The organism is Myxococcus sp. AM011, from assembly GCF_013372595.1.
Taxonomy (GTDB): Bacteria; Myxococcota; Myxococcia; order Myxococcales; family Myxococcaceae; genus Myxococcus; species Myxococcus eversor.
In genome coordinates, this window is the sequence record NZ_JABXEM010000311.1 from 1 (window position 1) to 12,455 (window position 12,455).

Genomic DNA, 12,455 nt, shown 5'->3' on the forward strand with positions numbered 1-12,455 from the left:
GCCCACAGCAGCGTCAGGGTGAGCGGCGTCACCACCGCCACGGTCAGCTCGCCCCAGTCCGTTCGGCCGTAGTTGCCCAGGTGCGTCTCCAGCGAGCTGACGAACAGCAGCGCCAGCATCGCCACCGGGAAGGCGCGGGCGTGCTCGAACACGCGCTCCTTGGGAGCGACGGGCGCGGTGATGACGGTGCCGGGCACCGCGTGGTCCCTGCGCCGGAAGCGCAGCACGGTGTCACCCACGGCCACGCGCGTGTCGGGCGCCAGCTCCAGCTCCGCGAGCCGAGCCCAGGGGTCCACGCGCCAGGTGCCGTTGTGGCTGCCCACGTCGCGCACCATGAGCGCGCCGTCCTCGCGTCGTTCGATTCGCAGGTGCTCGGGGGAGACCTTGGGGTCGTCGAGGATGACGTCGTTCGAGTACGCCCGGCCAATCGTCGCCGGGAAGCGCTCCAGGCGGTGGCGCTCGTGGACGGAATCGCCTTCCAGCACCTCCAGGAAGATCATTTCGTCCATGACAGCCCCTCCAGGTAGCGGCGCGCCAGCTTGCGCGCGTTGTCCGCCGTGAAGCCGCCCAGGGTGAGGCTGGTGTCGACTCCGCTGGTGCTGGCGTTGAGCGCGGCGGCGCGCAGCACCAGGTCATAGAGGCCCGGGAAGCGCTTGTAGGCGCGCAGGCACATCGCGGCGCGCACGGGCAGGCCCTCCACGTCCACGAACTCCGTGGCGCAGCGGAAGTTGGTGACGTCCTCGCGCGAGGCCTCCACCGTGTCCGGGTCCTGCGCGTACAGCGCGCTGTACAACGAGGAGAAGCGCAGCGCGCCCAGCTTCTGGCTGGAGGCCTGCTGGTGCAGGAAGGCCACCACGCCCGTGCGGTGATGCGAGGACAGGTAGATGTCCTCCTCCGAGGAGCACTGGTAGTTCGTCACCGTGTACGGCGCCTCCGGGTCATGCGGCGTGTCGCCCCAGCACTTGAGGAAGGGAATCCACCGGCCCGGGACCTGGTAGGCGCCCAGCTTCTGCTTGGGCACCGGCGCCGCGAGCATCTGCTCGGTGAGGCGCTGCTGGTTCTCCAGGAGCTGCGCGCGCACGCGGTCCACCAGGCTGGGCGCGTCGTCCTGCTTCGCCTCCAGCGCCCGAGTCAGGAGCGCGCTCGCGTGCTTCACCGGGACGAGGAAGCCGAGCTGGTTGCCCATGGTGGCGACGTTGACGCCCACCACGCGCCCCTGCCCCGTGAGCGTGGGTCCACCGCTCATGCCGGGGTTGATGGCGCCGCTGAAGTGGATGCGCTCGTAGAGCGAGTCCTGGATGAAGCCGTTGTAGGTGCCCTCGACGATGGTGGTCCCCAGGTCGTGGGGATTGCCCATGGCGTACAGGCGCGCGCCCTGCGGCGGCTCGCGGTCTTCCAGGGCGATGAACTCCTTCACCGCGTCGTCCATCCGGATGACGGCCAGGTCATGCACGACGTCCACGTCCACCAGTCGCGCCGGAACGGGCTCGCCGCCGGTGCGCAGGACGAGCTCCGCGGTGTAGTCCTCCGGGTGGAGCACCACGTCGGAGACCACGTGGTAGTTGGTGATGGCGTGTCCGTTGGCCGAGACGAAGAAGGCCGAGCCGATGGACGAGCGCGTACCGGAGCGCCGCTCGATGATTCGCACCTGGGCGACGCGGTTCTGGATGCGCTGGAACAGCTCGTGAGTGGCCGGAGGCAGCACGGCCGGTGGAGACTCGGGCGCGGGGACGGGCGCGGTGTCGGGTTCGCTTTGGACGGGAGCCAGCACACCCGGTTCCGAGGGAGCGACCGACGGCGCCTGCCCCAGCACGGCGACGAGGAAGAGGACGAACATGGATGGCGCGCACGCTATCCCAGCACCGCGCGCGTGGGCACAGAGTCGTTCGAGGCTGCTGGCGCGGGGCCCGCGTGCGCTCGCCGCCTCACCTGCCCTGTCGGCGGCATGCCCGCAAGCGGCCAGGTTCCGCCCCGCCGAAGGTGCCTCGCGGAGGAGGTGGGCCGCCTCACGCCTCGGAGGTGCCCCGCCCCGCTCGCATCCGGCGCCAGGCCGCGTACGACGCCACCAGCGCGCCAGCGAGTGCGCCCGCGAGCGCGCCCAGCACCCGGCGCGGTACCACACCCGGCGCCGTCGTGGCCTCCAGTCGGAACGTGTCCAGCGACGCGCGCACGCCCGGGGCCAGCGACTCCCAGCGCACCGCCGGCGCGCTCACCACCACCACCGCGTGCCGGCCCTCGGACGCGAGCCCCGCCACGAGCACCGTGCGGACCTGTCCCGAATCCCTCAGCGTGCCCAGCACCTCCACGCGAGGAACGACTCCACCGATGCGGTCCACGCGCTCCGGCGACAGCGTCACGCCCAGCTCCCGCTGGAAGTGCTGCATCACCGCCGACGCGAAGTCATCTCGCTCGGAAGGACTCGCGGAGAAGCTCCGCTCCACCACGGACACGAGCATCGTCGCCGCCTCGGGCCCCTCCCCATCCGCCAGCGCCGCGGACAGGCTCCGCGTCGCCTCCGCATCGAGCGACACCGCCCCCGCCACCGAACCCGAATACGGCTCCCACCGCACCATGTGGAAGCTCTCCGGCGGTCGCAGCACGTAACCGTCCCGGCGCAGCTCGGAGCCGAGCGCGCCCGACAGCAGCAACCAGCCTCCAGCCATCCACGCGAGATTCACGCGAGCGAGCATAGGCCTCGCGCGTCACGTCCGCAGGCGATGTCAGGGGTCCCGAGAAACGACGAACCCACGGATACCCCGTGACCCTCCCAGTCCCCTGGGCGCGACGAAGTCACCGCTCGCATGCCTTCGTTGTGACATCCCCCGGCGGCGCGGGTAACCTCGTGCCCAGATGACTCCTGCAGCCCGGGTGGAGATGGAGGCACGCGCCGACCGAGCCCTGCGTCGTGGCGAGCTCGTCGAGGCGGTCGACCTCTACGAGACGCTCACCCACGCCTTTCCGGATGACGCCTCGCTCGCCGACAAGCTCGCCAACGTGCGCGAGTCCCTCCTCCCCCTGGAACTCCAGACGTTGGAAGCCATCCGACCGCCCGAGGAGCCGGACGTCCCGCTCGGTCCCTCCTCACCCGCCCAGGAGGGTGAGCGCCTGTTCGCCCTCGGGGACTACGTGGGGGCCGCCGCCGCCTACCGCCGCGCCCTCCAGGAGCGCCCGGACAACGAGCTCTTCAAGGAGCGGCTGCTGGAGGTCTTCCACATGGCGAGGGAGATGCCCATACAGTCCCCCACAGACAAGGCGCTCCCCAAGTCCCCGCAACCCCGACTCCAGGCGCTCCTGGACCGGGTCGCATCGCGTCGCCGCCTCAAGCGGGACTGATGGAAGCTCGCGTTTCCACTCGGAAATCCGAACTCCGATTTGATTCGCGCGTTGCACCCCGGCTCCAGGGCCTCCTATCATCAGGTCCGACGTCCCTGTCATGGTGGGCCACCCCCCCTCTGACACCCGCGTCCGACCCCTATGGCCCGTTCCCTGAGACTCGGAGTCCTCACCGGTGGCGGAGACTGCCCCGGGCTCAACGCGCTCATCCGTGGCCTCGTCAAGCGGGGCACGCATGAGTTCGGCCATGAGTTCGTGGGCATCGAGAACGGCTACATGGGGCTGGTGGAGCCAGACCTCACGCGTCCCCTCACCGAGGAGGACACGCGAGGCATCCTCCCCAAGGGCGGCACCATCCTCGGCACGTCCAACCGCGCCAACCCGTTCCTCTACGCCTTCCGTGAGGGCGAGCGCTGGATCGAGCGCGACGTGTCGGACGCGGTGCTGCGCCGCTGCGAGGCGCTGAAGCTCGACGGGGTCATCGCGGTGGGCGGCGACGGCACGCTGTCGATTGGCCACCGGCTGAGCGAGAAGGGCCTCAAGGTGGTCGGCTGTCCGAAGACCATCGACAACGACTTGAGCGGGACGGATCAGACGTTCGGCTTCGACACCGCGCGCCTCATCGTCACGGAGGCGCTGGACAGGCTGCACTCCACCGCCGAGTCGCATGATCGCATCATGCTGGTGGAGATCATGGGCCGCCATGCGGGCTTCCTGACGCTGGAGAGCGGCCTCGCGGGCGGGGCGGACGTCATCCTCATCCCGGAGATTCCGTACCGGGTGGATGCCATCGTCGAGAAGCTGCGTCGCCGCGCCACCCGCCGCCGAAGCTTCTCCATCATCGCCATCTCCGAGGGCGCCTTCCCCGTGGGCGGCACGCTGGCCGTGCTGGACAAGGCGGAGGACATGCCCGGAAGGGGCGTGGTGCGGCTGGGCGGCTCCGGCAAGGTGTGCGCGGATCTGCTGGCGCAGCACATCGAGGCGGAGATTCGGGTGAATGTGCTGGGCCATCTCCAGCGAGGAGGCAGTCCGAGCGCGGCGGACCGCGTGCTGGCCACGCGATATGGTTGTGGAGTGCTGGACCTGGTGCGTGACGGACAGTGGGACCACATGGTGGCCCTGCGCGCCGGACAGCTGGTCGCGGTACCGCTGAGCGAGTCGCGAAAGGAGCGCCGGGTGGACCCATCCGGCGAGCTGGTGCGCTTCGCCAAGAGCATGGGCATCAGCTTCGGGGACTAAGGGAGGGGGAGGCACGTACCGCCGCACGTCATGACGCTCGTCGGCCGCCATATCGGTCGTTATCGCATCCTCGAGCAACTCGGCTCGGGGGGCATGAGCGTCGTGTACAAAGGGCTCGACACCGCCCTGGACCGTGAAGTCGCGGTGAAGGTGCTGCACCCGCATCTGGCCGGCAAGGACGAGTCGCGGAGGCGACTGGCCCGCGAGGCCCGCGCCGTGGCGAAGCTCCACCACCCCAACATCCTGGAGGTGTTCGACTTCTCCGCCGCGGACGCGCAGGACGCGTTCATCGTCACCGAGTACATCCGGGGCCAGACACTGAAGACGGTCCTGGACGAAGGCCCGTTGGATCCGCCGGAGCTCGCGGCGATGGTCATCCACGAGCTGGCAGCGGCCCTCGCGCACGCCCACGAGGCCGGCGTCATCCACCGCGACCTCAAGCCCGAGAACGTCATGGTGCGCGAGGACGGCCTCCTCAAGCTCATGGACTTCGGCATCGCCCGGCTGCTCGATATCGAGGAGCGGATGACGGTGACGGGCACGCTCGTGGGCTCGCCGGCACACATGTCCCCGGAGATCATCGAGGGTCTGGAGGCCGGCCCCGAGGCCGACGTCTTCAGCGTGGGCATCATGTTCTACGCGGCCATGACGGGCCGGCTGCCCTTCTCCGCGCCCAACACCACGGCCACGCTCAAGCGCATCCTCGACGGTGACTACGAGGATCCGCGCCGCCGCGTCCCGGCGCTGTCGGACGAACTGGCGGACATCTGCGCGCGGTGTCTCCAGAGAGACCCCCAGCAGCGCTACCCGGACGCGGGCAAGCTGCGTGACGCGCTGGCGGACTACCTGGCGGGCCTGGGCTTCTCGCGCGTGGGCGAGGAGTTGGTGTCGTTCTTCGCCGACCCGCCGTCGTACCGGAAGCTGGCGCGACAGCGCATCGTCGCCGGGTTGCTGGAGCGTGGGGAGCGGCTGCTCGCGGAGAAGCGCACGCCGCGCGCGCTCGGCTGTCTCAACCAGGTGCTGGCGCTGGACGCGCAGAACGCTCGCGCGCTCGGACTGCTCAGGAGCCTCCAGCGCGCCCAGCGCGTGAAGACCTGGCGGCGGCGCGGCATCCGGTTCGCGGTGGGACTGCTCACCGCCACGGCCGTGAGCATCGGCGGCTACAAGGCGTACCACTCACGCGCGGACGCGGCCCCCGTCGACCCCGAGAGTTCCTCCGAACGTCCCACGGAGGGCGAGGGCGTGAACACCAGCGGCCCCCAGGCTCCCGACGACTCGGCCGGACGCGGCGGCGAGGGCACGAACCGCGGCGCCGGAGAGACGGGCCTCGGCTCCGGAAGCACGGAGAGCGAGGGACAAGGCCCTGGCGTGAAGAACGCGGGCGCGGACCCTCGCAAGCCCGTTGGCGTCGGCTCCGTGGCTTCGGCCCTCCCGCCGAACACCCGCCCCGCTCCGCCGACCGACTCGCGGACGGGGAGCGCGGTGACTTCACGCGAGACGCCAGGCACGGTCGCCGGTCGCCCCGACACGCAGTCCCCCGCTCCGGGTGGAAGCCTGTCCCGCGCGAGCACGGCGCGTCCGACGGGAGGCTCCGGGGATGACACCCACTCCCTCACGGGAGGTCCCGGAGAGGACCGCGTCGCTGGCCGGAAGTCCGCGTCGAAGAAGTTCATCGTGTCCATCCTCGTGCGCCCCTTCGGCATCATCCGCGTGGACGACGGCCCGCCCAGCGCCGAGGCCCGCGCGGTACACGACGTGGAGCTGAGTCCGGGCACCCACGACATCACCATCTCCTGCGCCTTCTGCGAGGACGTGGTGGAGACCATCGACGTCCAGCCCGAGGGGGAGCGGCAGTTCCACCTGCGCGCCCAGCCCAGGTCGGTGCCGCTGTCCGTCGAGTTCGAGCCCGGCGAGGCCACCGTGCGCGTGGGAGACCTGGTGCGCTCCGCGCGCGACACCCTCCTGGAGCCGCTCGTGATTCGCGGACCGCGAGGACCCGCGGGATTCAAGCACACCGTCACGGTGGAGATCTCCCACCCCGGCTTCAAGACGGAGCGGCACGTGGTGCAGCTGCGGCCCGGCGAGCCCCAACGCCTTCACGGGAGCCTGCTTCCCGAATGACTCGAAGGTTCGCGCTCATCTCGCTCTGGCTCGTGTTGTGGACCCCGCCCGCCTCGCTCGCGCAGGAGAGCGGGGACCCGGAGGTCGCCGCCCTGCGCGCCAGCTTCGAGTACGGCAAGTACGCCGAGGTCCTGGACCGCGCGGGCGCCCGGGTCGACCGGGGCGGGCTCAACGAGGACGAGCTGGTGGAGCTGCACAAGCTGGCCGGGCTCGCCGCCTTCAACCTGGGGCGCACCGAGGAAGCCTCGCGCCACCTGCGCGCCCTGCTCCGGTTGGACCCGGACTTCAGCCTGGACCCGTTCGTCGTCCCGCCTCCGGCCGTGGCATTCATGGAGAGCATCAAGGACGGCATGACCAACGAGCTGGAGTTCCTCCGCCAGGAGCGCCGGCTTCGCCAGGAGCGCGAGAAGGCGGAGACAGAGCGTCGCGAGCGCGAGCGCCTGGAGGCCGAAGTGCTCCGTCGCCGGGCCGAGGAGCTGGCCGGTCAGGTCACCGTCCGCACCGTGGAGAAGCGCAACTTCCTGGTCAACTTCGTCCCGTTCGGCGCGGGCCAGTTCCAGCAGGGCCGCAACAGCCTGGGCATCGTCTTCGCCGCCACCGAGGGTGTGCTCGCGGTGACGAGCATCATCTCCTACTTCGCCTACGAGTCGCTCTTCGAGGAGCGCCCCATCGAGCTGGACAACGTGCTCGACGAAGATGGCAGGGCGTCCATCACCATCCGCTACATCCCCACCAACCGCGAGCGCCAGCGGGACACGTGGCAGTTGCTCAAGCTGGCCTCGGCCGCCGGCTTCTACACCATCTATGCGCTGGGCGTGGTGGACGCGCTGTACCACCACGAGGATCAGGTGGTACGCACCTCGGTGGAGACGCGCGACACGCCCTCCTCCAATGCGCCCCGCTCGGAGTCACAGCTCCATCTCCAGCCCCGCGCGGCCGCGCCCCGCCCCACCGCGCGGTTGGGGCTGTACCCCACCTCCGGCGGACTCGGCGCCGGACTCACCCTCTCCTTCTGAGCCCTTTTCTCCAGGTACGTGAAGCCCTATGGCCAGCCTCACCGTCCGCAGTCCTGATGGCAAGGTCCGCGCGGTCGCCCTGCACAAGCGCATCACCAGCATCGGCCGGGGTCCCGACAACGACATCCCGCTCGAGGACTCCGCCGTGCCCGACAGCGGCCTGCACGTCACGTTCGACGGCACGCGCTACGAGGTCGGCAGTCTGGGCGCGACGTTCCACGTCAACGGCAAGAAGCGCGACTCGCACGCCCTCGCCACCGGGGACGTGGTGCGCGTGGGCGGCACCGAGCTGACGTTCGCCCGCGAGGACGCCCCGCGCGCCCCACCGCCGTCCGCCCTCACTCCGCACCGCGACGCGGTGGCCAGTCCGGAGACCGCGGACTCGCACACCACGGAGCTGCCCGGTGTGCCCGGCCGCGAGCTGGCCATGCTGCGGCGGCTCACCGCGTTCAGCGAGCGGCTGCTGGCCCTCTACGACGTGGACCGCATCCTCGAGAGCCTGATGGACGAGGCCATCGAGGTGACGCGCGCCGACAAGGGCTTCCTCATCCTGATGGAGAGCGGGGACCCGCGCGTGAAGGTCGCGCGCAACGTGGCCCGGGAGAACATCGAGGACGCGGTGGAGAAGCTGTCCGACTCCATCATCGCCAAGGTGGTCAAGGACCAGAAGCCGCTCATCGTCGCGGACGCGGTGGACGCGCCCGAGTTCAAGGCCAGCGAGTCCGTCGTCAACCTGCGCGTGCACTCCGTCATGTGCGTGCCGCTGATGCACAAGGGGGACCTGTTCGGCGTCATCTACGTGGGCAATGACCGGCTGGTGAACCGGTTCGAGCCCAAGAGCGCGGACATGCTCACCATCTTCGCGGCGCAGGCGTCACTCGTCCTGCAGAACGCGATGCTGGTCAACGACCTCAAGCTCGACGTCACGGAGCTGCGCCGCAAGCTGGAGGACCAGCGCTACGGGGACATCGTCGGCGCCTGTCAGGGCATGCGCGACGTGTACAAGCGCATCGACAAGATCGCCCCCACGGACATCTCCGTGTTGATTACGGGCGAGACGGGCACCGGCAAGGAGCTCATCGCCCGGGAGCTCCACCGCCGCTCGCCCCGGGTGAAGGGCCCGTTCATCACCATCAACTGCGGCGCCATTCCGGAGAACCTGCTGGAGAGCGAGCTGTTCGGCCACGTGAAGGGCGCCTTCACCGGCGCGGTGGCCACCAAGGCGGGCAAGTTCCAGGCGGCCATCGGCGGAACCCTCTTCCTGGACGAGATTGGCGAGATGCCGCTCCAGCTCCAGGTGAAGCTCCTGCGGGCGCTCCAGGAGAAGATCGTCTACAAGGTCGGCGACAACCGGGGCGAGCCGGTGGACATCCGCGTCGTGGCCGCCACCAACAAGGTGCTCGAGGACGAGGTGAAGCGGAACACCTTCCGCGAGGACCTGTACTACCGGCTCAACGTCGTCACCCTGAAGCTGCCGCCCCTGCGCGAGCGCGGCGAGGACGTCGTCGTGCTGGGCAAGTTCTTCCTCCACAAGTACTCGCGCGAGTTCGGCTCCCGGGCCAAGGGCTTCACCCCGTCCGCCGCCGTGTCCATGAAGAAGTACGGCTGGCCCGGCAACATCCGCGAGCTGGAGAACCGCATCAAGAAGGCCGTCGTGCTGTCGGACAAGCCGCTGCTGGGCCCGGACGACCTGGACCTCAAGCCGGAGAACCTGGAGCCCATCATGCCGCTGCTCCAGGCCAAGGAAGAATTCCAGAAGCGTTACATCAACGAAGTGCTCGCGCGAAACAACGGCAACCGGACGAAGACGGCCAAGGACCTGGGCGTGGACCCTCGCACCATCTTCCGCCACCTGGAGAAGCTGGAAGCGGAGAAGACCGGCCGGCCCCTGCCCCCCGAGGAGGGCGACGAGCTGCTCTGACGCGGCCCCTGACGCACTGGTGATGGACACGACGACGCGGCGACACGTCAGGGACACGCGCTCCGGCCAGGGCTGGACGACGTGTGTCCTGGCCGTGGGCCTGGGCCTGCTCGCCGGCTGTCTGTTGCCGCAGGACGACACCCTGCTCGACGAGCCCCCGCGCTTCATGAACCGCTCGCCGCGCATCATCGAGTCGCTGGTGCTCCCCCAGGAGCGCATCATCCAGGACTTCGGCGCGAGCCGGTGCGAGCTGACGTTCGAGGTCGCCGTCGAGGACCCGGACGTGGATGACCGCATCAAGGTGCACTGGTTCATCGACTACAGCCCGCAGGACCCGCGAGGGCCGTACCGGGAGATTGCCCTGACGAACAACGGCGAGGCCCGCCGTCCGGACCGGGGCACGCTGCGCATCAACCTGGCCTCGGCGAACTCGGTGCTGAGCACGCCGGGTCAGCACCTGGTGGAGGCGCTGGTGAGCGACGCGGAGCTGACGGACCGCCAGCCGGAGTCGCAGGTGGTGAACCTGCCCGACGGTGGCTCCATCATCGACCCGGGGTTCGTCATCAGCTACTCGTGGGTGGTGACCACGGTGCAGGGAGACTGCCGATGACGGGCCGCCACGCGCGGCTGCTCGTCGCGCTGGCGCTCGCTTGCGCCACCGGCTGCGCGCTGTTGGAAGAGGAGCCCGGGGACTCGCTGCTCGTCTGTCGCTCGGACGCCGACTGCGCCGCCAACGAGGTGTGCTTCGTCGACGGCTGCGGGGACCCGGGCCAGGACATCGTCGTGGAGGTGACGCCCAACCCCGCGCTCGGGAAGTACGCGCAGGACTTCCCGGTAGGCAAGCTGCGCGCCGAGCAGAATCTCCAGTTGTTCGACAAGGCCTCGCTGCGAGGGACGACGCTGCGCTCGACGGTGCCGCCCGCGTCGTCGAGCACCCCGTCCCGCCCCTACTCCGAGCCCATGGTCGTGCGCGCCATCGGCTCGAGCGCCCTCATCCCCGGCGTGGCCCGCTACCACGAGGCGACGCTGGTGCCGGACAACGGGCAGTGGACGTTGCCGGTGGCCAGCGGCCAGTACGCGGTGACGGTGCTGCCCGCGGACCCGCTGGTGCCCCCCGCCACGACGTCGGGCACGGTGTTCCCGGGCGAGGCCCTGGCCCTGGAGTGGCTGCTCCCCTCCGCCGACAGCGTGCTGCCCGTGCAGGGGACGGTGACGCGCTCCGGAGGCGCGCCGCCCGGCGCGGACCTGGCGGTGGAGGCGTTGGACATCGAGCTGCAGCCGCTGTCGCAGCGCGTGGCCGTCCACCCCACGACGGGCGCCTTCACGCTGGCCCTGCCCCCCGAGGCCGCGAGCGCCTCCACGGTGCTCCTGCGCGTGACGGCCCGGGACGCGGCCGCGCTCCTGCCGCAGCAGACCTTCCCGGTGAGCCCGGGCGCCCCATTGCCCGGCCCGCTGGAGCTGGGTGACTTCGGCGCGCCGGTGCGGGTGTCGGGGCGCGTCGTCGCCCTGGACGGCCGGCCCGTGGTGGCCGCCACCGTGTCGCTCCAGGGGCGCGTGAGCGGAGGCGGCAGCTTCCAGAGCGCGGTGGCGACGACGGACGCCGAGGGCCGCTTCGCGCTGCGCTCGCTGCCCAGCGCCACGGAGTCGCCGTTGGAGTTGGTGGTGGTGCCGCCGGCTGCGTCCGCCTCGGGGCTCACCCTGTCCTCGGCCGTGGTGCCGCGCGAGGACACCGTGCTGCCGGACGTGGTGTGCGTCAACCGGCGCGTGGTGCGCGGAAGGCTGCTCCAGCCGGACAACAGCTCCCCCGCGCCGGGCGTGCGGCTGGTGGTGGAGCCCGTGGACGTCGTCCCCGGCCGGCTGCTGCCGCCCGACCTGGCGTCGGAGACGCTCACCGACGCCAACGGCGAATACGTGCTGCGGTTGGACCCCGCGCTGTACCGCCTGGACGTGGTGCCGGGAGAGAACCTGCCCCGCGTCAGCCGCTTCGTGTCGGTGCTCCCCACCGACGACGGGGCCGAGCAGCCCGTGACGGCCTTCGCCCTCCAGCGCGGCCGCACCCTGCGCGGGCGCGTGCTGTCGTCCACGCGGGAGCCGGGCGTGCCTCCGGGCCTGCCCTTCGCGTCCATCCGCTTCTATCGGGTGGTGAACGTGGAGGGCCGTCCCTCCTCCGTGCTGCTGGCCCAGTCCGTGACGGACACGCTGGGCCGCTACACCGCGCTGTTGCCGGTGCGCTGACTCACGGCTGCTGCTGCGAGGCCTTCGCCGCGGGGCTGGCGCTGGCGGCCTGGAAGGCGGCGTGGAACGAGTCCACCGTGCCCCCCACCTCGTCCGCGTACTGCACCGCGTGCGTGGTGTAGAGGTCCAGCACCACCTCCAGGCGGCGGTACACGGTGCGCAGCGGAGCACGCTCGCGCGCCTTGAGGTCGCACTCGGACTCGCGCTCACGCAGCCGCGTCAGCCAGGACGTACGGAAGCGCATCCATTCCTGGTCCGTGTCCCGCGCGGGCGACACGCGCACCAGCTTCTCGCGCCCCGCCTCCAACTCGCCCCAGAGGGTCCGGGCACCGTCCAGACACTCCTGGAAGCTGAGGATGCGGGCAGCGGGGGGCAGCTCCTCCGGTGTCATGGCCGCCACCGAGCGGCTCACGTTCACGATGATCCACAGCGAGAAGAGCGTGGTGAGCGCGATGTAGATCCCATACGCGGCGGCACGATAGCGGCGGAAGCGGGGATCTTTCCGGGGGTCGGGAGCGGACACGGGGTCCAGGTCTTATGACTCTGGACCCCGCGTGGCAACGCTTCCGTGTGAAGCCCCACCCGGACGG

Annotated in this window: 11 protein-coding genes; 7 read left to right on the forward strand and 4 right to left on the reverse strand. The window is 70.6% G+C overall.

Translation table 11 applies throughout. The annotated features are described in order from the left end of the window. From HUW62_RS40765 to HUW62_RS40775, 3 genes are all read right to left on the reverse strand, one after another. Window positions 1-509 (reverse strand): FHA domain-containing protein (locus tag HUW62_RS40765; RefSeq protein ID WP_176437496.1); only part of this gene is annotated, 509 nt, incomplete at its 3' end. Next, entirely contained in the window at window positions 497-1,837 is a 1,341-nt protein-coding gene (locus HUW62_RS40770) for a S1C family serine protease (protein ID WP_163864722.1), read from the reverse strand. The genes HUW62_RS40770 and HUW62_RS40765, both read right to left, overlap by 13 nt. A gap of 169 nt (window positions 1,838-2,006) precedes the next feature. Further along, window positions 2,007-2,678, reverse strand: a complete 672-nt coding sequence (locus tag HUW62_RS40775; protein WP_163864767.1) for a hypothetical protein — start codon at window positions 2,676-2,678, stop codon at window positions 2,007-2,009. A 172-nt stretch (window positions 2,679-2,850) separates the two neighbouring features. Here HUW62_RS40775 and HUW62_RS40780 point away from each other — a divergent pair, with 172 nt between their 5' ends. From HUW62_RS40780 to HUW62_RS40810, 7 genes are all read left to right on the forward strand, one after another. After that, complete coding sequence (locus tag HUW62_RS40780; RefSeq protein WP_163864721.1) at window positions 2,851-3,333, forward strand: hypothetical protein; 483 nt, start codon at window positions 2,851-2,853, stop codon at window positions 3,331-3,333. Window positions 3,334-3,474: 141 nt separating this feature from the next. Further along, complete coding sequence (locus HUW62_RS40785) at window positions 3,475-4,572, forward strand: 6-phosphofructokinase (protein WP_163864720.1); 1,098 nt, start codon at window positions 3,475-3,477, stop codon at window positions 4,570-4,572. Between the two features lie 30 nt (window positions 4,573-4,602). Beyond that, complete coding sequence (locus HUW62_RS40790) at window positions 4,603-6,693, forward strand: serine/threonine-protein kinase (protein WP_163864719.1); 2,091 nt, start codon at window positions 4,603-4,605, stop codon at window positions 6,691-6,693. Beyond that, the gene (locus tag HUW62_RS40795) at window positions 6,690-7,709 is read left to right on the forward strand and encodes a hypothetical protein (RefSeq protein WP_163864718.1); all 1,020 of its coding nucleotides are present in this window, start codon (window positions 6,690-6,692) and stop codon (window positions 7,707-7,709) included. Before HUW62_RS40790 ends, HUW62_RS40795 begins: the two co-directional genes overlap by 4 nt. A 28-nt stretch (window positions 7,710-7,737) precedes the next feature. Next, a complete protein-coding gene (locus tag HUW62_RS40800; protein WP_163864717.1) occupies window positions 7,738-9,630 on the forward strand; it encodes a sigma 54-interacting transcriptional regulator in 1,893 nt (630 codons plus the stop codon). A gap of 22 nt (window positions 9,631-9,652) precedes the next feature. Then, window positions 9,653-10,240, forward strand: a complete 588-nt coding sequence (locus tag HUW62_RS40805) for a hypothetical protein (protein WP_176437497.1) — start codon at window positions 9,653-9,655, stop codon at window positions 10,238-10,240. Next, a complete protein-coding gene (locus HUW62_RS40810; protein WP_176437498.1) occupies window positions 10,237-11,865 on the forward strand; it encodes a carboxypeptidase-like regulatory domain-containing protein in 1,629 nt (542 codons plus the stop codon). The genes HUW62_RS40805 and HUW62_RS40810 overlap by 4 nt, the downstream gene beginning before the upstream one ends. 1 nt (window position 11,866) lies before the next feature. On the opposite strand, the gene HUW62_RS40815 is transcribed toward HUW62_RS40810, so the two are convergent. Beyond that, window positions 11,867-12,388, reverse strand: a complete 522-nt coding sequence (locus HUW62_RS40815; RefSeq protein ID WP_176437499.1) for a hypothetical protein — start codon at window positions 12,386-12,388, stop codon at window positions 11,867-11,869. Window positions 12,389-12,455 lie beyond the last annotated feature (67 nt).

What these genes read in the sequence shown, in the direction of transcription:
- HUW62_RS40810 (WP_176437498.1), top strand. Translation starts at nt 10,237, where the DNA reads ATGACGGGCCGCCACGCGCGGCTGCTCGTCGCGCTGGCGCTCGCTTGC.
- HUW62_RS40800 (WP_163864717.1), top strand. Translation starts at nt 7,738, where the DNA reads ATGGCCAGCCTCACCGTCCGCAGTCCTGATGGCAAGGTCCGCGCGGTC.
- HUW62_RS40780 (WP_163864721.1), top strand. Translation starts at nt 2,851, where the DNA reads ATGACTCCTGCAGCCCGGGTGGAGATGGAGGCACGCGCCGACCGAGCC.
- HUW62_RS40790 (WP_163864719.1), top strand. Translation starts at nt 4,603, where the DNA reads ATGACGCTCGTCGGCCGCCATATCGGTCGTTATCGCATCCTCGAGCAA.
- HUW62_RS40785 (WP_163864720.1), top strand. Translation starts at nt 3,475, where the DNA reads ATGGCCCGTTCCCTGAGACTCGGAGTCCTCACCGGTGGCGGAGACTGC.
- HUW62_RS40770 (WP_163864722.1), bottom strand. Translation starts at nt 1,837, where the DNA reads ATGTTCGTCCTCTTCCTCGTCGCCGTGCTGGGGCAGGCGCCGTCGGTC.
- HUW62_RS40795 (WP_163864718.1), top strand. Translation starts at nt 6,690, where the DNA reads ATGACTCGAAGGTTCGCGCTCATCTCGCTCTGGCTCGTGTTGTGGACC.
- HUW62_RS40805 (WP_176437497.1), top strand. Translation starts at nt 9,653, where the DNA reads ATGGACACGACGACGCGGCGACACGTCAGGGACACGCGCTCCGGCCAG.